The sequence below is a fragment of the Paenibacillus xylanilyticus genome, assembly GCF_009664365.1.
GTDB classification, from domain to species: domain Bacteria; phylum Bacillota; class Bacilli; order Paenibacillales; family Paenibacillaceae; genus Paenibacillus; species Paenibacillus xylanilyticus_A.
In genome coordinates this window covers 5,736,696-5,759,739 of record NZ_CP044310.1, presented here as the reverse complement: position 1 = coordinate 5,759,739, position 23,044 = coordinate 5,736,696, and the positions used below count along the sequence as shown (strand labels likewise).

At 48.3% G+C, this 23,044-nt stretch carries 12 protein-coding genes, 1 tRNA gene and 3 rRNA genes; 15 read left to right on the top strand and 1 reads right to left on the bottom strand.

From position 1 onward, the window contains the following. Positions 1 to 193 precede the first annotated feature (193 nt). From F4V51_RS25835 to ligA, 6 genes are all read left to right on the top strand, one after another. Entirely contained in the window at positions 194 to 1,078 is an 885-nt protein-coding gene (locus tag F4V51_RS25835; protein WP_236146847.1) for a glycosyltransferase family 2 protein, read from the top strand. After that, positions 1,075 to 2,475: an undecaprenyl-phosphate glucose phosphotransferase gene (locus F4V51_RS25830; RefSeq protein WP_153980080.1), complete on the top strand. Its 1,401-nt coding sequence runs from the start codon at positions 1,075 to 1,077 to the stop codon at positions 2,473 to 2,475. Before F4V51_RS25835 ends, F4V51_RS25830 begins: the two co-directional genes overlap by 4 nt. 179 nt (positions 2,476 to 2,654) lie before the next feature. Beyond that, positions 2,655 to 3,530, top strand: coding sequence for a phosphatidylinositol-specific phospholipase C/glycerophosphodiester phosphodiesterase family protein (locus F4V51_RS25825; protein WP_153980079.1), 876 nt, complete (start codon positions 2,655 to 2,657; stop codon positions 3,528 to 3,530). A 251-nt stretch (positions 3,531 to 3,781) separates the two neighbouring features. Continuing rightward, positions 3,782 to 4,477 (top strand): heptaprenylglyceryl phosphate synthase, encoded by a 696-nt coding sequence (locus F4V51_RS25820; protein WP_153980078.1) that lies wholly within the window; start codon positions 3,782 to 3,784, stop codon positions 4,475 to 4,477. A gap of 289 nt (positions 4,478 to 4,766) precedes the next feature. Beyond that, positions 4,767 to 7,127, top strand: coding sequence for a DNA helicase PcrA (gene pcrA / locus F4V51_RS25815; protein WP_153980077.1), 2,361 nt, complete (start codon positions 4,767 to 4,769; stop codon positions 7,125 to 7,127). 74 nt (positions 7,128 to 7,201) lie between these two features. Beyond that, complete coding sequence (gene ligA / locus F4V51_RS25810) at positions 7,202 to 9,220, top strand: NAD-dependent DNA ligase LigA (RefSeq protein ID WP_153980076.1); 2,019 nt, start codon at positions 7,202 to 7,204, stop codon at positions 9,218 to 9,220. Between the two features lie 120 nt (positions 9,221 to 9,340). Here the strand turns inward: ligA and F4V51_RS25805 are convergent, their stop codons facing one another. Next, positions 9,341 to 10,705 carry a molybdopterin-dependent oxidoreductase gene (locus tag F4V51_RS25805; protein WP_153980075.1) on the bottom strand — a complete coding sequence of 455 codons (1,365 nt, stop codon included), beginning with the start codon at positions 10,703 to 10,705 and terminating at the stop codon, positions 9,341 to 9,343. Between the two features lie 515 nt (positions 10,706 to 11,220). Here F4V51_RS25805 and F4V51_RS25800 point away from each other — a divergent pair. From F4V51_RS25800 to clpC, 9 genes are all read left to right on the top strand, one after another. After that, positions 11,221 to 12,772: ribosomal RNA gene (locus tag F4V51_RS25800) — 16S ribosomal RNA — on the top strand. A 108-nt stretch (positions 12,773 to 12,880) separates the two neighbouring features. Beyond that, positions 12,881 to 12,956: transfer RNA gene (locus F4V51_RS25795), tRNA-Ala, on the top strand. A gap of 202 nt (positions 12,957 to 13,158) precedes the next feature. Next, positions 13,159 to 16,083: ribosomal RNA gene (locus F4V51_RS25790) — 23S ribosomal RNA — on the top strand. A 183-nt stretch (positions 16,084 to 16,266) separates the two neighbouring features. Then, a 5S ribosomal RNA gene (rrf, locus tag F4V51_RS25785) occupies positions 16,267 to 16,383 on the top strand. The 16S, 23S and 5S rRNA genes sit together here with 1 tRNA gene alongside, the layout of an rRNA operon. A gap of 219 nt (positions 16,384 to 16,602) precedes the next feature. Further along, positions 16,603 to 17,787 (top strand): GNAT family N-acetyltransferase, encoded by a 1,185-nt coding sequence (gene eis, locus F4V51_RS25780; RefSeq protein WP_153980074.1) that lies wholly within the window; start codon positions 16,603 to 16,605, stop codon positions 17,785 to 17,787. Positions 17,788 to 18,274: 487 nt separating this feature from the next. Next, entirely contained in the window at positions 18,275 to 18,736 is a 462-nt protein-coding gene (locus F4V51_RS25775; protein WP_095293442.1) for a CtsR family transcriptional regulator, read from the top strand. Between the two features lie 32 nt (positions 18,737 to 18,768). After that, positions 18,769 to 19,287 carry a protein-arginine kinase activator protein McsA gene (locus tag F4V51_RS25770; RefSeq protein WP_153980073.1) on the top strand — a complete coding sequence of 173 codons (519 nt, stop codon included), beginning with the start codon at positions 18,769 to 18,771 and terminating at the stop codon, positions 19,285 to 19,287. A 28-nt stretch (positions 19,288 to 19,315) separates the two neighbouring features. After that, positions 19,316 to 20,386, top strand: coding sequence for a protein-arginine kinase McsB (locus F4V51_RS25765; protein WP_153980072.1), 1,071 nt, complete (start codon positions 19,316 to 19,318; stop codon positions 20,384 to 20,386). Positions 20,387 to 20,574: 188 nt separating this feature from the next. Beyond that, positions 20,575 to 23,037, top strand: a complete 2,463-nt coding sequence (gene clpC / locus F4V51_RS25760; RefSeq protein ID WP_153980071.1) for an ATP-dependent protease ATP-binding subunit ClpC — start codon at positions 20,575 to 20,577, stop codon at positions 23,035 to 23,037. Positions 23,038 to 23,044: the final 7 nt, after the last annotated feature.

Sequence of the window (23,044 nt, the reverse complement as noted above, 5' to 3'; positions counted from 1 at the left end):
TTGGTTCTGCTTTCCACATATTCGCCCATAATATGCTATACTTTCAATAGTTAAACACAGCATTACAAAGTCAGGAGTTTACAAAATGGTCGAAACAGCAGATGTCCCCTTACGAGGGGGATCGAAAAATAATAACAACTATGGTCCTGATGTCAGCATCATCATTGTAAACTACAATACACGCCAGCTGACAATGGACTGTCTCGCATCAGTGTATGAATCTCTCACTTCCTTTAAATATGAAATAATTGTTGTTGACAATGCATCGCATGATGGATCCGTGGAAGCGATCCGAGGGGGATATCCAGATGTTAGATTAATTGCTAACAGAGATAATACAGGTTTCGCTGTTGCAAATAACCAAGGTATGGACATTGCCAAGGGACGTTACATTTTATTGCTGAATTCCGATACCATCGTAAAGAAGGATACCCTCCATACCATGATCTATTTTATGGACCGCCATCCTGAGATGGGTGCATCCGGCTGTAAGGTGATTCTTCCTGATGGCTCCCTGGATAAAGCGTGCAAACGGGGATTTCCTACGCCATCGGCATCATTTTATTATGCATTCGGTATCTCACGTATGTTTCCGAATCGTCCAAAGTTTAACCAGTACCAATTAGGACATCTCAGCCCGGATGATGAGTATCCGGTAGACTGTCTTGTCGGCGCGTTCATGCTCGTGCGGCGTGAAACCATCGACCAAGTGGGGGGCTTGGATGAAACCTTCTTCATGTACGGTGAAGATATCGACTGGTGTTACCGCATCAAAGAAGCAGGCTGGGGCATTTATTACTACCCGCGTACATATATTGTGCACTACAAGGGTGCGAGTGCCCGGCGTAAACCTATGAAAATCATTTATGAGTTTCATAGAGCGATGTGGGTTTTCCACCGTAAACATTATGCCAAGCGCTATGGTATGTTGACCAACACAGCCGTATGGCTCGGTATCTCATTAAAATTCTCATTGTCTCTGATCAGCAACAAACTATTTCGGTCGGGTCCACAAAAAAAATCAGCATCCGGCCACAAGGCAGCAGTTCATGAGACATCTTCCGAGGTGAAAACATGATTCGTCGTAATCAGCAATTTTTGACTCAACTGTACATTGCGGCTGACTTCATGGTGATACAGTTTTCCTTTTTAGTGGCTTGGTGGATGAAGTTTGAAAGTGAACTACTAATCAACCATGGTTCGTTGCCAATTGAGAAGTACTTTGCATGGAGCTTAGTTTACGGGGGGCTTTCCGTCTTTGCGGGCGTGCTGTCTTCCCTTTATATGCCTAAGCGAAAAAAACGTTTTGTAGATGAATTCATGAAACTGATTCAAGTCCATGGCATTGCTTTTTTTATGCTGATGAGCTTAATGTTCTTCTTCAAGGAAGTCGACATTTCTCGTGCATATTTGGCCATGTACATGATTGGCAACGTTGCATTTACCCTAATTTACCGTTACATCGTTAAGCTTCAACTGCGAAGACTACGTAAAAAAGGTTTCAACCGTCAATTCGTATTAATCCTTGGAGCAGGTTCTTTAGGCAAACGATTCTATAATAACCTCCGAAGTTATCCTGACCTCGGGTACGAGGTATATGGTTTCCTTGACGATCATCGTCATTGGGATCATGAGGAGGAGCAGCACTACAGGCCGATTATGGGGCACATTGATCAGTTGGAAGAAATCCTGTCAACTCATATGATCGACGAAGTTATCCTTGCTCTTCCGCTGGATGCTCACGATAAATATCCGCATATTATTGAGGTGTGCGAGAAGGCCGGCGTACGGACGCTGATTATTCCAGACTTCTTCGATTATCTTCCGGCCCGTCCGCATTTCGATAACTTTGCTGGCATGCCGATGATTAACGTGCGTGATATCCCGCTGGATATGGCAGTAAACCGATTAATGAAGCGTGCATTCGATATTCTGTTCTCTCTCGTCGCCATCATCCTGACCTCCCCGGTAATGGTCATCGTTGCATTGGGTGTACGATTGACGTCGCCTGGACCGGTCATTTTCAAACAGGAACGTGTTGGACTTAATCGACGCAACTTCATGATGTTTAAATTCCGCTCCATGAAAGTCATTCCTGAAGGTGTAGTCGACACCGGTTGGTCCACGAAGGATGATCCGCGTCGAACGGCATTCGGTACATTTATTAGACGCACCAGTCTGGATGAGTTACCTCAATTCTTCAACGTGCTACTGGGTCATATGAGTGTAGTCGGCCCAAGGCCAGAACGTCCATACTACGTGAATCAATTCCGGGATGAAATACCGAAGTATATGATTAAACATCACGTCCGCCCAGGAATTACGGGATTGGCGCAGAGTAAAGGTTTAAGAGGAGATACGTCCATCGAAGATCGGATCGAACAGGACATTTTTTATATTGAAAACTGGTCTTTATTATTCGATATTAAAATCATCTGGGAAACCATTCGAAATGGTCTCAAGAATGCGTATTAGATTCAATAAGCTAAACCATACCACCATTTAACAGCTGCCTCCGGGCGGCTTTTTTGTTTTACCCCTCATCAATTCGGGTAGTTAGCTATCAAAAAGGAAATCCCGCACATACACTGTCATGTCTTATTAGCTATCTACTTCCTACCTCCAATATCACTCCTAAAGGATGTGAACATCATATGAAACGAATCGCTGCAGTCATTACACTACTGATTGTTACCGTGGGGACCCTGTTTTTTGCCTATGAGAGTCAAAGTGAGGAACAGCGCGATGGATTTACAGCCTACCGACTGATTGCTCACGCCATGGGCAGTATCCGTGATCAGCCTTATACCAACGCTTATGAAGCGATGATTGCCAATTATGAGAAAGGCACTAGAGTATTTGAGATCGACTTCATGCTCACCTCCGATCGCGTAGCCGTAGCCAGACATGAATGGACTGCCAATATGAGCAAACTGCTGGGACAGGAAGAGGAGCTTCCTGAAGACAAACAGGCTGGGGCACTTACGCACGATGAATTTATGAACACCCCAATTTTGGGCATCTACCAACCCATGGACGCGGATGGCATCATTAATGTACTGTCGCAATATCCCGATATGTATATCGTAACGGATACGAAGGAGCAGAAAGATGAGGATATTCAGCAGGTGCTATCTTCTCTCGTCAACGCTGCCAAAAAGAAAGATCCATCTGTACTGGATCGCATCGTCGTGCAGATTTATAATGAGCCCATGCTGGAAACCGTGAAAGAAATCTATGCGTTCCCGTCCATTATCTATACCCTCTATGCAACGAAGGATACCGAAGAACAGGTCGTTGATTTTGTGAAAAAGAATGATATTGATGCCGTAACCATGCCGGAATATAAAGTGAATCAGAATTTCGTCGCCAAGTTGAAGAAGGCCGGCGCTGTTACTTACGTGCATACCATCAATGACACCGACCAGGTGGCGAACTATGAAAAGTGGGGCGTATATGGCGTCTATTCAGATGTGCTGACGGAAGAAGAGCTGGATCAGATGAATACACGTTTTGCCTGGAAGCCATAGCATTTATAAGTGGAAAATTAACATTCCAATTACCTCAGAAAAGTAGCCCTTCATTATTACTCGAGCCATTATTAATTAATTTCAATATAACTCATTCCTCTTATAATCACGGATCGACCCCGTACTTTACAGGGAAAAGTCTGTGATTTTTTGTTCCCCTTTTTATGCGAACATTGACACTCACTGCCTGCTGACTTAGACTTAGTTTACAAGCTTTTTAGGATGCAGAAGAACCTCTGGAGGAATGTTCGTTGATAGACATGATTAAGCAGTGGAGACACGTATTTAAGCTCGACCCAGACCGGGAAATCACGGATGAAGCACTCGATCTGGTATGTATGTCGGGGACCGATGCTATTATCGTCGGGGGCTCTTCGGGAATCACCTATGATAACACGGTAGACCTGATGTCCCGCGTGCGTCGCTACGAGCTGCCCTGTGTGCTGGAAGTATCCGATCTGGAGGCGGTTGTGCCTGGTTTTGACGGATATCTGATCCCGATGGTGCTGAATGCTACGGATAGCAAATGGATGATTGGGCACCACCAACAGGCCATCGAACGTTTTGGTTACCTCATACCGTGGGATCTGCTAATTGCCGAGGGGTATATCGTGCTGAATGCTGACTCCACCGTAGCGCGTTTGACCGGAGCAGATACAGAGCTGACGACTGGTGCGGCGGTGGCGTATGTCCAAGCTGCAGAGCGGCTGCTCAATCTTCCTATCGTATACATGGAGTACAGCGGAACGTTTGGCGATATGGAGCTGGTCGGCGAGACGTATAGACAACTGGATCGCGCACATCTCATTTATGGCGGGGGAATTGATAATCCCGATAAAGCAGCACAAGCTTCCGAAGTTGCAGACACCGTCGTCGTGGGTAACATTGTGTACAGCGATTTGAAGAAGGCACTTGAGACGGTACAAGCTGTAAAAGGAACCGTTTAATCGGTTTAGTTTACCATTCCCCCAATTTCCCCTTACGATCTGTTAAAATAGAACTTTGCCCTACTAAATTAAGCAAATTCGTATACAAGTTTATGTTTACACAGAAACGAAGAGTGCGGAACCAATCTGAAGAAACGAAGTGTTCGTATTTATCACCGGATTTTCCCTTTCATAAAGGGGATCAAAAAATCTGGGGATAACGACGATCAGAAGATGGTTTTGCAATCGAAGTCCAAGTGTAACTGATAGATCTGTTATACCGATCAACAAACGAAAGGAGCATGCATGCATGCAACCTGTAAATATACATGATGCCGTGGCACGGCTTAACACCCCTCAGCGGCAAGCCGTCGAGGCAACCGATGGACCGTTACTGATTATGGCCGGAGCGGGCAGTGGTAAGACCCGGGTGCTGACACACCGGATTGCTTACCTTATCGCAACACGCAAGACACCTCCTTGGGGAATTTTGGCGATCACCTTTACGAACAAAGCTGCTCGTGAGATGCAGGACCGGGTATCCCAGCTCGTTGGCGGCTCCCAAGGCCGCGACATTTGGGTATCTACATTCCACTCCATGTGCGTGCGCATCCTGCGACGTGACATTGAACGCATTGGTTTTACTTCGAACTTCAGTATCTTGGACTCATCCGACCAGTTATCCGTTATTCGCAGTTGTATGAAAGACCAGAATATCGACACCAAGAAGTTCGAGCCCAAAGCCGTTCAGGCAATGATGAGTACCGCAAAAAATGAACTGATCGGCCCTGACCAGTATGAGAAGCAGGCTGGCGACTATTTTGAAGGCATTGTGGCGAAGGTATATAAAATGTACCAGAAACGTCTGAGAGCCAACAATTCGCTCGACTTCGACGATCTCATTATGGCAACCATTCAACTGTTCAAAGAAGTGCCGGAAGTCCTCGACTTTTACCAAAAGAAATTCCAATACATCCATGTCGATGAGTATCAGGATACGAACCGTGCGCAATATATGCTGTGCCGCATGCTGGCTGACAGTCATCACCGGATCTGCGTCGTGGGGGATAGTGACCAATCGATCTATCGCTGGCGTGGAGCAGATATCAGCAATATCCTGAACTTTGAGAAGGACTATCCAGAGGCACAGACCATCTTGCTGGAACAGAATTACCGTTCGACGTCCAACATTCTGAATGCAGCGAATGAGGTCATTGGCCTGAACTCCGGACGTAAGCCGAAGAAGCTGTGGACGGACAAGGAGGGCGGTTCGAAGATCAAGGTATACCGTGCGGACTCCGAGCATGATGAGGGGTATTTTGTTACCTCTGAGATTAGTAAAAACGTGAAGAACGGCAAATCCTATCAAAACCATGCCATTTTGTACCGTACCAACGCCCAGTCGCGGGTAATAGAGGAAATTCTGATCAAGTCTGATATTCCGTATCAGATTGTCGGCGGCATCAAGTTCTACGATCGTAAAGAGATCAAGGACATCTTGGCGTATCTACGCCTGCTGTCTAACCCTGATGACGATATCAGCCTCACCCGGATCATTAATGTGCCTAAACGCAGCATCGGAGATACAACGGTGGCGAAGCTGGCAGCTGCAGCAGGAGAACGTGGAGTTTCCATATTCCGTGTGCTTCAGGTTGTGGATGATCTCGGCTTTGCGGGCCGTACGCGGAACGCGCTGGTGGAGTTCTACGACATGATTGCCGCACTGCATCAGATGGTAGAGTACCTGTCTGTAACAGAGCTGACCGAGAAGATTCTGGAGATGAGTCAGTATCGGCTTGAGATGCAGAACGAAAATACACTTGAATCCCGTGCACGTCTGGAAAACATTGAAGAGTTCCTTTCCGTGACCATGGAATTTGAGAAAAATAATGAAGACAAAACGCTCGTCTCGTTCCTCACCGATCTGGCACTCATTGCAGATATCGACAGCATGAACGATGATGAAGAGGATCAGAGCGACGCGGTTACTCTAATGACGATGCACAGTGCCAAAGGTCTGGAATTCCCTGTTGTGTTCATCGTGGGTATGGAGGAAGGCGTCTTCCCGCACAGCCGGGCCTTTATGGATAATGAAGAGCTGGAGGAAGAACGCAGACTTGCTTATGTAGGGATTACGCGTGCAGAAGAACAGCTCTTCCTGTCTTGTGCCCAGATGCGTACCTTGTTTGGACGCACAACGGCGAACCCGCCTTCGCGCTTCCTGGATGAAATTCCGGATGAGCTCAAAGAGGATACTTCCATTGCCCGTGACCGTTACCGTCGTGGTGCCAATGCAGGTGGTTCTTATGGCGGACGTGGGCTGGGCTCCAGTGGCGGAAGTAACTTTGGTGGTGGAAGTGCGGCCAAGCTCTTTGAACAGCAGAGCAGAAGTGGCTCCTCGGCTACTTCGTCCACGCCAACTTCTCGCGTGACCACAAGTACTTCGCGTCCAACATATGCTACGCCATCATCTGCCTCCAAGCCCGCAGCTTCGAATAGTGAAGCAGGCTTCAAAGCAGGAGATAAAGTGCAGCATGGCAAGTGGGGTACGGGTACCATTGTAGCGGTAAAAGGTACCGGCAATGACACGGAACTGCAAATTGCCTTCCCGGCTCCGGTCGGTGTGAAACGCCTGCTCGCCGGTTTTGCACCAATTACCAAAGTAGAATAATTGTTTACGAACGAACGCTGAGTTGCTCAGACGTTCGTTCTACATAGATTAAATTAACGGAGGGATGGCCCTGTATGGACCCGATGCACCGGATGGAGCAACTCGTTACCGAGCTGAACCAGCATAATTATCAGTACTACACGATGGATCAGCCGCAGATCAGTGACAAGGAATATGATCTCCTGTATGACGAACTGGTTACCCTGGAACAGGAGAGCGGGATGGTTTTGCCTGATTCTCCAACCCAGCGTGTCGGTGGCGAACTGCTGAAGGGGTTTACCCCACATCGCCATCTGTCTCCATTGTGGAGCTTGGATAAAGCCCAAAACATTGAGCAGCTGCGGAGCTGGAATACTCGTGTACTGAAGCTCGTGAATGACTACAACAGTAAAAATCCAGGCAACCCTTTACCGGAACCTGGCTACGTTATTGAGTTGAAGTTTGATGGGCTCACCTTGAACCTGACATACACTAATGGTGAATTGGTACAGGCTTCTACTCGCGGGAACGGAACGGTTGGCGAAGGGATTTTGGCTCAGGTTAGAACGATCAAATCCGTCCCGCTCCGAATTCCGTATACCGACGGTACAATTGAAGTACAAGGCGAAGGCATCATGAATCTATCCGTTCTGAACCGGTACAATGAAACAGCAGCAGAGCCACTTAAAAACGCTCGTAACGCAGCAGCCGGAGCCCTGCGCAACCTGAATCCGAAAACGACGGCCGAGCGCAGACTCAATGCCTATTTTTACAATGTAGGATACTCGGATGACATTGAATTTGCCAATCATCAAGAGATGATGGATTTTCTGCGTGAGAACCGTTTCAAAGTGAACCCGTCGATTACGTACTTCCATGAATTTGATGATGTGATGGAACAGCTTGCCGCCATTCAGGAGAATCGGGGACAGCTGGACTACCTGATTGATGGGGCCGTTATCAAAATCACCGACATGCGCACTCGTGAAGTGCTGGGTTATACGGACAAGTTCCCACGTTGGGCTGTAGCCTACAAGTTCGAAGCAGAAGAGACCACTACTGTACTCAAATCCGTGGATTGGAATGTGGGCCGTACCGGCAAAGTAACTCCGCTGGCACGTGTGGAACCGGTCGAACTGGCGGGAGTAACGGTTTCGAACTGTACATTGAACAATGTGGGCGATATTGAGCGTAAAAATCTGAAGTTTGCCTTGGGCACGCGTGTCTTTATCCGCCGCTCCAATGACGTCATCCCTGAAATCCTGGGTAAAGTGACGGAAGAGAGTGATGGGGAAGAGATCATATATCCAGAGCAGTGTCCGGCTTGCGGATTCCCACTGGAGCAGCGCGGAGCGCATCTGTTCTGCAATAACAAATTGGCTTGTAAACCGCAGACTGTGGCCCGAATCTCCCATTTTGCTTCCCGTGATGCCATGGATATTGAGACATTCAGTGAAAAGACAGCGATTCAGCTGTATGATGAGCTCAGTGTGCGTGAGCCTGCTGATCTGTATACATTGCAATTTGATGATCTGGTGAAGCTGGAGCGGTTTGGTGAAAAGAAAGCCAATAACCTTCTTGCTGCGCTGGAGCATAGTAAGGATCGTGACCTTGCATCGTTCCTGTACGCGCTGGGCATTCCGAATACAGGTAAATCAACGACTCGTATGCTGGCCGACCATTATCGAGATCTGCACGCTATTATGAATGCAACCGTGGAAGAACTTGTTGAACTTCCAGACGTAGGCGGCATTGTCGCAGAGAGTATTGTAACGTTCTTCGCAGATCCGTTTACCCAGGCTGCCATCGAAAAGATGCTGGAATTGGGCGTGAAAGCACAGGCACCTGAGGCACCAGCAGTGATCGTCGAAGACTCCTTCTTTAGTGGTAAAACGGTCGTGCTGACCGGAACACTGCATCAACTGACACGTGACGAGGCAACGCAAAGACTGGAAGCGCTCGGAGCGAAAGTCACTGGCAGTGTCTCGAAAAAGACAGATCTTGTCATTGCTGGAGAGAAGGCGGGCAGCAAGCTGGCCAAAGCGCATGATCTGGGCATCCCAACCATTGAGGATGAGGATGAACTCGTTCGTCTTTTGAATCAGCAGGGCTAACTTATAAGCTAGGAAATGAAGAAACCCCCGATTAGCCACATTAGTTGGATCGGGGGTTTTTGCTATGCGTCTGTAGGATGTTTTTCAATTCATAGACTCTACATCGTTGGAGGTGAAACGTTAGGAACTGATATTGGGAATGCGCTGGGCTGCGCCAGTAAGCCACGCATCCTTGTCATATCCTCGTTCCTCCCAGTAACCAATATGTTCGCTGTCGATGAGTTCAATGCGATTCAACCATTTTACCGACTTATAGGCATACATCTGGGGAATGACAAGTCGTACCGGACCCCCGAGATCTGCCGGGATGGGTTTGCCGTCATGCATGACAGCCACCATGATATCATCCATCTGTGCTTGATCCATCGTAATGGCATCCGTGTATACCCCATCTCCAGAGTAAAACTTGACACTGTGCGCACCGGGCTTCACTCCAGCTTGGGTTAGCAGATGTTTAAGGGGAATGCCTTCCCAGGTATTTTTGTATACGGACCAGCCCGTTACACAATGGAAATCACTGACCTGTACAGTGCGCGCGAGCTTAACGAACTGTTCCCAATTCCAGACCTGTGCCCGTTCGACAAGCCCATCAATCCGGAATGACCAATTCTCATTCGAAAAGGAAGGGATGGGCGTAACCGTGTACACTCGGAAATGCCCTTCAGCTCCTCCTCCAATAGGAGGGGAAGAAGCAGCCGCAGGTTGCGGCAGCGGACTCATCCGATTGGGGTCGTTCTCCAGCATACTGTCGATGCTGTTATCGATACTGAGATTGCGTCCCACCCAGGAGACAAAGGTAGGGCCGAGGGTAACGGCTAATCCCACACCTACAGCAGACCGAATAAACGCGCGCCGTGTATACACGGGTTCGGGTTTCTGGGGCTGCTCAGGTGATTTTGTCGCAGCGGTACGATCCGATCTAGGAGTTGAAATTGCAGCAGCAGCTGTATTTTCTCCAGATGTACCCAATGAATCAGCAGTACCGCGGATGTCTTTCGTTGATGTGGTAGCACTCACCGTGCGGCGAGTTGAATCTTTCAACCATTTGGTACGGGTAATGGAGTGGTAGATAATATAGGGCAGACCCAGCCAGGTTAACAAATCATGAGTTAGTAACGCTGCATTGGACCACTTTGGTCCTGCGATTTTAAATTGCCACAATACAATGCCAGAGATTAACCAACCAATCAGCAGAACAAGCACGATAATCGTATTTACTTTTTGCCAAGGCTTGTTCCGAAGCTGTTTCCAGTGTTTACTCGCCAGGATCAAGTAATAAACAACAGGGGCTAACATAGCCAATCCCACAATAATATGCAGCCATTTTAGCCATACGCGCCCAATACCGAGTAGTTCACGCCAGAATCCACCGACTAGCATAAGTCCCGTTACGGCGAGAATAACTACGATCCAGGCATTCCAGAAGTGGAGAGACACGAGTTTCTTGCCATACCCTTTGCGAAGTTTTTTTAGCCACTGTTCCAAGAGTGATCACCTCAAATAAAGTTATAAGCAGTAAATCTTCCTATGTAGTAAGCGGTGAAAATAAAGAACGTATTAACTGATGCTATGACATTGCTTTCTCTTTATTGTATATACTTCATTATAGAAGCTTTGGATCACTCACATCAAACCGTTACATTAGTATGCGTTATAAAGTGAAGTCCATCTTGTTAAAAATGAGAAGAAAGGTTTATGGCTGCTTATATATATTAAATGCTCTTTGAAAAAAAGATTAAAAAATGCTTGCTATCTAAATTCAGACATGGTATATTATTTCTTGTCGCTTCAAACGAGTGATTGTCGAAAGAGTTTGAATGATGACGAAAAAGAGTGTTGACAGTTAGTTGGTTAACATGATAAAATAAATATCCTGTCCGGTTGACAATGGTCAACAGAAACGGACAACAAGTTCCTTGAAAACTGAACAAATGGAAAGTGACTTATGATATACAACGAATCGTCAGATTCAAAATGAGCTAATCGCTCTTTTCAATACTTTATTGGAGAGTTTGATCCTGGCTCAGGACGAACGCTGGCGGCATGCCTAATACATGCAAGTCGAGCGGAGTTGATAGGAAGCTTGCTTCCTTGATGCTTAGCGGCGGACGGGTGAGTAACACGTAGGCAACCTGCCCTCAAGCTTGGGACAACTACCGGAAACGGTAGCTAATACCGAATACTTGCTTTCTTCGCCTGAAGGGAGCTGGAAAGACGGAGCAATCTGTCACTTGAGGATGGGCCTGCGGCGCATTAGCTAGTTGGTGAGGTGACGGCTCACCAAGGCGACGATGCGTAGCCGACCTGAGAGGGTGATCGGCCACACTGGGACTGAGACACGGCCCAGACTCCTACGGGAGGCAGCAGTAGGGAATCTTCCGCAATGGGCGAAAGCCTGACGGAGCAATGCCGCGTGAGTGATGAAGGTTTTCGGATCGTAAAGCTCTGTTGCCAGGGAAGAACGTCCTTAAGAGTAACTGCTTAAGGAGTGACGGTACCTGAGAAGAAAGCCCCGGCTAACTACGTGCCAGCAGCCGCGGTAATACGTAGGGGGCAAGCGTTGTCCGGAATTATTGGGCGTAAAGCGCGCGCAGGCGGTCATTTAAGTCTGGTGTTTAATCCCGGGGCTCAACCCCGGATCGCACTGGAAACTGGATGACTTGAGTGCAGAAGAGGAGAGTGGAATTCCACGTGTAGCGGTGAAATGCGTAGAGATGTGGAGGAACACCAGTGGCGAAGGCGACTCTCTGGGCTGTAACTGACGCTGAGGCGCGAAAGCGTGGGGAGCAAACAGGATTAGATACCCTGGTAGTCCACGCTGTAAACGATGAATGCTAGGTGTTAGGGGTTTCGATACCCTTGGTGCCGAAGTTAACACATTAAGCATTCCGCCTGGGGAGTACGGTCGCAAGACTGAAACTCAAAGGAATTGACGGGGACCCGCACAAGCAGTGGAGTATGTGGTTTAATTCGAAGCAACGCGAAGAACCTTACCAGGTCTTGACATCTGAATGACCGGTGCAGAGATGTGCCTTTCCTTCGGGACATTCAAGACAGGTGGTGCATGGTTGTCGTCAGCTCGTGTCGTGAGATGTTGGGTTAAGTCCCGCAACGAGCGCAACCCTTGATCTTAGTTGCCAGCACTTCGGGTGGGCACTCTAAGGTGACTGCCGGTGACAAACCGGAGGAAGGTGGGGATGACGTCAAATCATCATGCCCCTTATGACCTGGGCTACACACGTACTACAATGGCCGGTACAACGGGCTGTGAAGCCGCGAGGTGGAACGAATCCTAAAAAGCCGGTCTCAGTTCGGATTGCAGGCTGCAACTCGCCTGCATGAAGTCGGAATTGCTAGTAATCGCGGATCAGCATGCCGCGGTGAATACGTTCCCGGGTCTTGTACACACCGCCCGTCACACCACGAGAGTTTATAACACCCGAAGTCGGTGGGGTAACCGCAAGGAGCCAGCCGCCGAAGGTGGGATAGATGATTGGGGTGAAGTCGTAACAAGGTAGCCGTATCGGAAGGTGCGGCTGGATCACCTCCTTTCTATGGAGAATCGTTTCCCGTAGCGGAAACATTCAAATACGCAGGTTCACTGAACCTGCGATAGCAACATCGTTACTTATCCATTTGTTCAGTTTTGATGGAATTTGAGGGGCCATAGCTCAGCTGGGAGAGCGCCTGCCTTGCAAGCAGGAGGTCAGCGGTTCGATCCCGCTTGGCTCCACCAAAGAATTTCGTCTATTTAGCTTGTTCTTTGAAAACTAGATATCGAAACGAAAATTGCGAATTAGAACATTCCTTTTAGCTGAACTTGTGTACAAACAAGTTTCAAATATTAGTGATACTGTATGAGCGAGTGATCGAATGGAACGACTTTTGGATTTGCGCAAGCAAACCAAGGGAAGAGACAGCTCGAACACGAGCGAATTGGTTAAGCTACTAAGAGCACACGGAGGATGCCTAGGCGCTAGGAGCCGATGAAGGACGTGGCGAACAACGATACTGCCTCGGGGAGCTGTAAGCAAGCTTTGATCCGGGGATGTCCGAATGGGGAAACCCAACTGGGGTAATATCCAGTTACTCATAACTGAATACATAGGTTATGTAGAGGCATACCAGGGGAACTGAAACATCTAAGTACCTTGAGGAAGAGAAAACAATAGTGATTCCGTCAGTAGCGGCGAGCGAACGCGGAACAGCCCAAACCAGGGAGCTTGCTCTCTGGGGTTGTGGGACGTCTCACATGGAGTTACAAAGGAACCGGTTAAACGAAGAGGTCTGGAAAGGCCCGCCAAAGAAGGTAAAAGCCCTGTAATTGAAAGTCTGTTCCCTCCGAGACGGATCCCGAGTAGTGCGGGGCACGTGAAACCCCGTATGAATCCGGCAGGACCATCTGCCAAGGCTAAATACTTCCTAGCGACCGATAGTGAAGCAGTACCGTGAGGGAAAGGTGAAAAGCACCCCGGAAGGGGAGTGAAATAGAACCTGAAACCGTGTGCTTACAAGAAGTCAGAGCCCGTTTTAGGGGTGATGGCGTGCCTTTTGTAGAATGAACCGGCGAGTTACGTTCCCGTGCAAGGTTAAGGTGAAGAGCCGGAGCCGCAGCGAAAGCGAGTCTGAATAGGGCGAGTTAGTACGTGGACGTAGACCCGAAACCGGGTGATCTACCCCTGTCCAGGGTGAAGGTGCGGTAACACGCACTGGAGGCCCGAACCCACGCACGTTGAAAAGTGCGGGGATGAGGTGGGGGTAGCGGAGAAATTCCAATCGAACTCGGAGATAGCTGGTTCTCCCCGAAATAGCTTTAGGGCTAGCCTCGGAAAACAGAGTCGTGGAGGTAGAGCACTGATTGGGTGCGGGGCCCGCAAGGGTTACCAAGCTCAGTCAAACTCCGAATGCCATAGACTTACTTCCGGGAGTCAGACAGTGAGTGCTAAGATCCATTGTCAAAAGGGAAACAGCCCAGACCATCAGCTAAGGTCCCCAAGTGTGTGTTAAGTGGGAAAGGATGTGGAGTTGCACAGACAACCAGGATGTTGGCTTAGAAGCAGCCACCATTGAAAGAGTGCGTAATAGCTCACTGGTCGAGTGACTCTGCGCCGAAAATGTAACGGGGCTAAACACACCACCGAAGCTATGGCTTGATCTTATGATCAGGGGTAGGGGAGCGTTGTATAAGGGTTGAAGGTGTACCGTAAGGAGCGCTGGACATTATACAAGTGAGAATGCCGGTATGAGTAACGAAAAGATCAGTGAGAATCTGATCCGCCGAAAGCCTAAGGGTTCCTGAGGAAGGCTCGTCCGCTCAGGGTAAGTCGGGACCTAAGGCGAGGCCGAAAGGCGTAGTCGAAGGACAACAGGTCGAAATTCCTGTACCACCGTAAATCGTTACGAGCGATGGGGGGACGCAGTAGGGTAGTGACGCAGACTGATGGATGTCTGTCCAAGCAGTGAGGCTGATGTGTAGGCAAATCCGCACATCGTAAGGCTGAGCTGTGATGGGGAGTGAAAATTACAGTAGCGAAGGTCATGATCTCACACTGCCAAGAAAAGCCTCTAGCCAGATGAAGGTGCCCGTACCGCAAACCGACACAGGTAGGCGAGAAGAGAATTCTAAGGCGCGCGGAAGAACTCTCGTTAAGGAACTCGGCAAAATGACCCCGTAACTTCGGGAGAAGGGGTGCCCCGGTAGTGTGAATAGCACGAGGGGGCCGCAGTGAAAAGGCCCAAGCGACTGTTTAGCAAAAACACAGGTCTGTGCGAAGCCGTAAGGCGAAGTATACGGGCTGACGCCTGCCCGGTGCTGGAAGGTTAAGGGGAGCGGTTAGGAGCAATCCGAAGCTGTGAACCGAAGCCCCAGTAAACGGCGGCCGTAACTATAACGGTCCTAAGGTAGCGAAATTCCTTGTCAGGTAAATTCTGACCCGCACGAATGGCGTAACGACTTGGGCGCTGTCTCAACGAGAGATCCGGTGAAATTTTAATACCTGTGAAGATGCAGGTTACCCGCGACAAGACGGAAAGACCCCATGGAGCTTTACTGCAGCTTGATATTGAATTTGGGTACGATCTGTACAGGATAGGTGGGAGCCTTTGAAGCATGAGCGCCAGCTTGTGTGGAGGCACCGTTGGGATACCACCCTGATCGTATCTAGGTTCTAACCTGGTGCCCTTAGCGGGTACGGGGACAGTGTCAGGTGGGCAGTTTGACTGGGGCGGTCGCCTCCTAAAGAGTAACGGAGGCGCCCAAAGGTTCCCTCAGAATGGTTGGAAATCATTCGAAGAGTGCAAAGGCATAAGGGAGCTTGACTGCGAGACCTACAAGTCGAGCAGGGACGAAAGTCGGGCTTAGTGATCCGGTGGTACCGCATGGAAGGGCCATCGCTCAACGGATAAAAGCTACCCTGGGGATAACAGGCTTATCTCCCCCAAGAGTCCACATCGACGGGGAGGTTTGGCACCTCGATGTCGGCTCATCGCATCCTGGGGCTGAAGTAGGTCCCAAGGGTTGGGCTGTTCGCCCATTAAAGCGGTACGCGAGCTGGGTTCAGAACGTCGTGAGACAGTTCGGTCCCTATCTGTCGTGGGCGTAGGAAATTTGAGAGGAGCTGTCCTTAGTACGAGAGGACCGGGATGGACGTACCGCTGGTGTACCAGTTGTTCCGCCAGGAGCACCGCTGGGTAGCTATGTACGGACGGGATAAGCGCTGAAAGCATCTAAGCGTGAAGCCCCCCTCAAGATGAGATTTCCCAGTATGTAAGACCCCTTGAAGACGACGAGGTAGATAGGCTGGGGGTGGAAGTGCAGTAATGCATGGAGCTGACCAGTACTAATCGGTCGAGGGCTTATCCAAATCGCAGGTTCTAGTCGCAAGTTTCGTTTCGGATCTAGTTTTCAGAGAATGATCTCTGAAATGAAAATCGGTACAACACTCCAATGTGTGTATGATTTTCAGTTCCACAGACGCTGAACCATTCATCCACACCGATGTGTAGGACCGAATGGAACGCGAACGCATTTGATACACAAATGCTCGTTTGGTGGCGATGGCGGAGGGGTTCCACACGTACCCATCCCGAACACGACCGTTAAGCCCTCTAGCGCCGATGGTACTTGGACCGAAGGGTCCTGGGAGAGTAGGACGCTGCCAAGCAAAGAACCACTGCCGAAGAATCTCGGTGGTGGTTTTTATTTGTTTATTTTTCGTTGTACTTATACTTTACACATCTAAATATGAATCCCCGGAGATGCGTCAGCATCTCTTATTTGACTTTGTACGACGCCTCTGACACACTCATAGAAGATACATACATCACATTTAAGGACACAATTTGAGTTGCTTACAATTCTGAAGAATGGGGTGCAGGATGATATGGATATTCGTAAACTAACCACTGATGATTTTGAAGCATGTATGACGCTTTCGGAGTACGCTTTTCAGTTTGAATTAAACGAGGAACAGGTTGAAAAGCGCCGTAAGGAGTTCAACTCACACAATGTATTGGGAGTATATGAGGATGTACAAGTTGGAGCGAAGCTTCATATCATTCCTTTTCAAACTTATATTCAAGGTCGATCATTTGCGATGGGCGGTATTGCAGGTGTGGCAACATGGCCGGAATACCGGCGCAAAGGTTGGGTAGCAGGGCTGCTTAAATCTGCACTCGAAGAGATGAATCGGAATAAACAAAGTATTTCCTTCCTGCATCCGTTCTCGTTTGCTTTTTATCGGAAATATGGATGGGAGACTTATGTAGAGTTTAAAAATTACAAGCTGTCTACCGATCAATTACCTGCGAAGAAGCCAACTTCAGGTACTCTCCGGCGGGGCAATCCAGAGCTTTCGGTGCTGAAAGAGGTATATGACACGTATGCAGAACGTTATAACGGAACCTTAACCCGGAATGATGCCTGGTGGGAAAATTCAGTTTATGCTAAGAAAGGTAGCCAGCGGGCTGTTTACTATGATGAAGCAGGACTGCCTCAAGGCTACGTTCTTTATGAGGTTAAGGAAAGAAAATTTACCATCGGTGAGTTGGTTCATCTAAATGAAGAGGCAAGACAAGGGTTATGGATGTTTATTGCCAACCATGACTCGATGATTGATGAAGTGACGTTAAAAGCGCCTGCGAACGATACACTGGCCTTTCAACTGGATAGTCCGCGCATTCAGCAGGAGGTTACCCCATACTTTATGGCGAGAATCGTTAGTGTGGAGCAGTTCATTTCGCAGTATCCTTTTGCAAGCCAAGACTCTCCGGTACAGATTCAGCTTGAGGTAGAAGATGCACATGCTCCGTGGAATGAAGGGGTATGGGAATTGAACGTGGCTATGAACGGAACAGCTTCCATCTGGAAAAAGGGGGAGCTTACGACGGAAGATCAGCCTGTGCAGCATATCAGACTTAACATCCAATCGCTCACGGCAGTGTTGATGGGGTATCGCAGACCTGCTGAGATGGCCCGAATTGACAGGATTCAAGGCTCGGAAGAGGATATTCAGGCTTTGGAAAAAGCGATCCCTATTCGTCAAACCTACCTGATGGATTTCTTCTGATTTTCAATGTTGTTTAAGAGTATATCCGAAGCCACTTCATACTGGGTGCCTTCCCTTTTCATATTAATAGAAAAACAGTGCTACAGTGAGACAAATGAACTTCTCCGGCTTTTTTGGAGAAGTTTTTTTGTGTCCGGGGAATATTTCGTGTAAAATCGTAAAAAATGAATAGTGACCCCACTTGGCAAAACCACAAAATATGCTATAATGTATATAAAGTCAAAGAAAGTCAAAGTCAACTGAAGGTTAAATACTTACGTAGCTTTCTTTCTACATTCCGGTGATGAGACACATTTCATGAACAATGGATATCATCGGAAAGAGGCAGTACCAAGAGGACCTTCGTGCGTCCTTGCTCTCCCGAATAAGCCACTGGAAATCAAGATTCGTCGTTTCCCTGTTTGGTTAAATGGGTTGAGAAGGTGTACTCTGTGGGGGCGTGTGGGTCCTTATTGACTTAACGTTTCAGACAGTGGAGGATGAGTGGATGCGTAATATCTCTGATATTATCGAACAATATCTGAAGAGTATTTTGCATGAAAGTCCCGAAGGAATGGTTGAAATTCAGCGCAATGATCTTGCAGATCAATTCTCATGCGTACCATCCCAGATCAACTATGTAATAAGCACACGCTTTACTCTTGAAAAAGGATATTTGGTCGAGAGTAAACGTGGTGGTGGCGGTTATGTCCGCATACAGCGGATTGAATTGCCGGCCCACTCTGCTTTGCATAATCATCTGCACCATAGCATCGGGGATGAGATTGGACAGACAGCTGCCGAAGGCTTGATCTATCAGCTGGAAGAAGCACGTTTCCTGAGTAAAAGGGAAGCCGGGTTGATGCGTGCAGCTGTATCAAGAGAAATTTTATTGGTCAAACTTCCTTACCGGGATCAAATTCGTGCCAGAATGTTAAAGGCGATGTTAATATCTTTGCTCGGTAAATGAAAACCTATCGGGATCAAGGAGGTACATCCTAAATGCTGTGCCAAGAATGCGACAAACGTCCGGCGACTCTTCATTTCACCAAAATCGTAAATGGAGAAAAGACGGAATTCCATATTTGTGAGTCATGTGCCCGTGAAAAGGGAGAAATGATTCCCGGAACATCGAATGGATTTTCCATTCACAATCTGTTGTCCGGGTTACTTGATTTCGAACCTAAGAATGGAAATGCCGGGGCTCCCCCTGCTCAGACTCTTCGCTGTGAAGAGTGCGGCATGACTTACTCACAGTTTAGCAAAATCGGCCGATTCGGCTGCAGTTCTTGTTATAAATATTTTGACAGCCGTCTGGATCCGTTGTTCAAACGGGTTCATGGCAACACAACCCATGTGGGCAAAGTGCCTGCACGAGCTGGTGGTCGCATTAAAGTGAAGCGGCAGATTGCCGACCTGAAGCGCGATCTTCAGGAGAGTATCGCCCAGGAAGAATTTGAAGAGGCGGCTCAGATCCGTGACCAGATCAGGGAACTTGAAAAAGAAATAGCTCAGGAGTAGAGTTTGTCATGAGTAGGAGGGACGCGTAATGCCTAATCTGCGCTTTACAGAGAAGGCGCTCAGCGACTGGATGCGCAGTGAAGCGGCTGATTCCGAAATCGTCATTAGCAGCCGTGTCCGGATCGCACGTAATCTTCAGCATTACCCATTTCCAATGCTTGCTTCCAATGAGCAATCGGAAGAAGTGCTGAATAAGCTGAGCGAAGTACTTCAATATGATGACGTTCATGCCTTTGGAGATTTCCATACCTTGGACCTGATGGATATTGATGATCTCGATAAGCGGGTGCTGGTGGAGAAGCATTTAATTAGCCCCAGTCTTGTGAACGAATCAAAAAATGGTGCGGTTATTCTCAGTGAGGATGAATCCATCAGTATTATGATTAACGAAGAAGACCATCTTCGTATCCAATGCCTCTATCCGGGGTTCCAGGTGAAAGAAGCCTGGGAGAAAGCTTCCGCCATAGATGATGCTTTTGAAGCGCATGTGGATTATGCCTTTGATGATCGCAGAGGGTACCTGACCAGCTGTCCTACCAATGTAGGTACAGGGGTAAGAGCATCTGTAATGATGCATCTGCCTGCGCTGGTGATGACACAGCAGATTGGACGCATCCTGACAGCTGTTTCTCAAGTGGGGTTAACCGTGCGTGGGATATATGGCGAAGGCAGCGAAGCGATGGGCAACCTTTTCCAGATCTCCAATCAAATTACGCTTGGACAGACGGAACAAGAGGTTATCGATAATCTGCACAGCGTAGTGCTACAGATGATTGGGCATGAACGTACAGCCAGAGAGCGGTTAATTTCCGACTCGAGACTGCGGATTACCGATAGAGTGATGCGTTCATATGGGATTTTGTCCCACGCAGCCATTATGGATTCCAAGGAAGCCGCACAGCGTCTCTCGGATGTTCGCTTAGGTGTAGATCTGGGGCTGTTGAATGGATTGTCCATTACGGTAATGAATGAGTTAAACGTGATGACACAACCAGGCTTTTTGCAGAAAACATTCGGAGAAGATATGCGCACAGATGAGCGTGACATCTACCGGGCTCAGTTGATTCGTGATACGATCAATGCAGCCAGTCAATCCTAGTAATTGTTTTCGTGAGATTTAATATTTAGGTTTCATGCCGCGTCTGCGGCTTTATATAAAACGGGCATTGGACTAAATGCCAAATGACTTTATTCGCAGCATGGCTGCAAACAAGAATGATATGAATTATACGTCGGGATCATGAACAAGGCCCACGTTTTATCCAAAACCATGGAGGTGCAGGAGATATGATGTTTGGAAGATTTACGGAACGGGCCCAAAAGGTGCTCGCACTCGCGCAGGAAGAAGCTGTCCGTCTCGGTCATAATAACATCGGTACAGAGCACATTTTGCTCGGCCTCATTCGTGAAGGCGAAGGCATCGCAGCCAAAGCGCTGATCGGCCTGGGACTCGGATTGGAAAAAATTCAAGATGAAGTAGAAACGCTGATTGGCCGCGGTCAAGAGCAACCTACGAACATTGCATATACGCCTCGTGCGAAAAAAGTAATTGAACTGTCCATGGATGAGGCTCGCAAATTGGGCCACACCTATGTAGGTACAGAGCATATCTTGCTCGGATTGATTCGTGAAGGCGAGGGCGTTGCAGCACGCGTGCTGAACAACCTTGGTATTAGTTTGAACAAAGCACGTCAACAAGTGCTGCAATTGCTTGGCAGCAGTGAGGCTGTATCCAGTCATAATGGAACGCCTGCTAATGTAAGCACACCAACACTGGACAGTCTGGCACGTGATCTTACCGCTTATGCGAAGGAGAACAACCTGGATCCGGTTATCGGCCGCAGCAAAGAAATCGAGCGTGTCATTCAAGTATTGAGCCGTCGTACCAAGAACAACCCGGTATTGATTGGTGAACCTGGTGTAGGTAAAACAGCGATTGCTGAAGGTCTTGCACAGAAAATCATCGCCAACGAAATTCCGGAGACTTTGCGCGACAAACGTGTCATGACCCTGGATATGGGTTCTGTTGTTGCCGGAACAAAGTACCGTGGTGAGTTTGAGGATCGTTTGAAAAAAATCATGGATGAGATTCGTCAGGCAGGTAACATTGTCCTGTTCATCGACGAATTGCACACCCTGATCGGTGCAGGCGGAGCTGAGGGCGCCATTGATGCTTCGAACATTTTGAAACCGGCTCTGGCTCGTGGAGAATTGCAATGCATCGGGGCAACAACCCTGGATGAATACCGCAAATATATCGAGAAGGATGCAGCGCTTGAGCGTCGTTTCCAACCGATTACTGTAGATCAGCCTTCTCCGGAAGAAGCTATTCAAATTTTGCACGGCCTGCGTGATCGTTATGAAGCCCACCACCGTGTGAAAATTACGGACGAAGCGATTGTACAGGCGGTTAAATTGTCCGACCGTTACATCACAGATCGTTTCCTTCCAGACAAAGCGATTGACCTGATTGATGAAGCGGGTTCCAAAGTAAGATTGAACTCATACACTATTCCGCCGAACCTGAAACAGCTGGAAAGCCGTCTCGAAGATATCCGTAAGGAAAAAGACGCAGCGGTCCAAAGCCAGGAGTTCGAAAAAGCAGCAGCTCTGCGTGACACGGAACAAAAAATCCGTGAAGAGCTGGATGTAACGAAGAACCAATGGAAAGAAAAACAAGGTCGCACCGATTCCGAAGTAACGCCTGAGGATATCGCACAAGTGGTAGCCAACTGGACAGGAATTCCAGTGAACAAGCTGAAAGAAGAAGAGACACAACGCCTGATGAATCTGGAATCCATCCTGCATGAACGTGTCATCGGTCAGGACGAAGCCGTGAAATCAGTCAGCCGTGCGGTTCGCCGTGCTCGTGCTGGATTGAAAGATCCAAAACGTCCAATGGGATCCTTCATCTTCCTCGGTCCTACTGGGGTAGGTAAAACCGAGCTGGCTCGTGCGCTTGCCGAAGCTATGTTCGGCGATGAAAATGCAGTGATCCGGATCGACATGTCCGAGTATGGTGAGAAACACTCGACTTCAAGACTCGTTGGAGCGCCTCCAGGATATGTGGGTTACGAAGAAGGCGGTCAGTTGACAGAGAAAGTTCGTCGCAAACCGTATTCCGTAGTCCTGCTCGACGAGATCGAGAAAGCACATCCGGAAGTATTCAATATCTTGCTGCAAGTGCTTGAGGATGGTCGTCTGACAGACTCAAAAGGTCGTGTCGTGGACTTCCGCAACACATTGATCATTCTGACATCCAACGTGGGTGCCGAAGCGATTAAACGTAACTCTACACTCGGCTTCACAGCGGTTGTGGATGCAGGTGCGGATTACGATAACATGAAGGGTAAAGTCATGGATGAGCTGAAAAAAAGCTTCCGTCCAGAGTTCCTTAACCGGATTGATGAGATCATCGTGTTCCACTCTCTTGAAGAGAAACACATTGCTGAGATTGTCTCCCTCATGAGCGAGGAGCTCCGGAAACGTCTGCGTGAATATGAAGTCGACTTCGAGCTTACAGACAACGCCAAGGCCTTCCTGGCCAAAGCTGGCTTCGATCCAGCTTACGGTGCTCGTCCGCTTCGCCGGGCAATCCAGAAGCATATCGAAGACAAATTGTCTGAAGAATTGCTTACAGGTACGGTAACCAAAGGCGATTCGTTGTTGATCGACGAAGAGAATGGTGCACTGTCCGTAACCAAAAAGGAAGCTGCCGTTCCTTCCAATGAAGAAATCGAAACCAAATAAGCAAATT

Excerpts from the sequence above, each read along its gene's own strand:
- F4V51_RS25835 (WP_236146847.1), top strand. The coding sequence starts at position 194 with ATGGACTGTCTCGCATCAGTGTATGAATCTCTCACTTCCTTTAAATAT.
- F4V51_RS25830 (WP_153980080.1), top strand. The coding sequence starts at position 1,075 with ATGATTCGTCGTAATCAGCAATTTTTGACTCAACTGTACATTGCGGCT.
- F4V51_RS25825 (WP_153980079.1), top strand. The coding sequence starts at position 2,655 with ATGAAACGAATCGCTGCAGTCATTACACTACTGATTGTTACCGTGGGG.
- pcrA (WP_153980077.1), top strand. The coding sequence starts at position 4,767 with ATGCAACCTGTAAATATACATGATGCCGTGGCACGGCTTAACACCCCT.
- ligA (WP_153980076.1), top strand. The coding sequence starts at position 7,202 with ATGGACCCGATGCACCGGATGGAGCAACTCGTTACCGAGCTGAACCAG.
- eis (WP_153980074.1), top strand. The coding sequence starts at position 16,603 with ATGGATATTCGTAAACTAACCACTGATGATTTTGAAGCATGTATGACG.
- F4V51_RS25775 (WP_095293442.1), top strand. The coding sequence starts at position 18,275 with ATGCGTAATATCTCTGATATTATCGAACAATATCTGAAGAGTATTTTG.
- F4V51_RS25770 (WP_153980073.1), top strand. The coding sequence starts at position 18,769 with ATGCTGTGCCAAGAATGCGACAAACGTCCGGCGACTCTTCATTTCACC.
- F4V51_RS25765 (WP_153980072.1), top strand. The coding sequence starts at position 19,316 with ATGCCTAATCTGCGCTTTACAGAGAAGGCGCTCAGCGACTGGATGCGC.
- clpC (WP_153980071.1), top strand. The coding sequence starts at position 20,575 with ATGATGTTTGGAAGATTTACGGAACGGGCCCAAAAGGTGCTCGCACTC.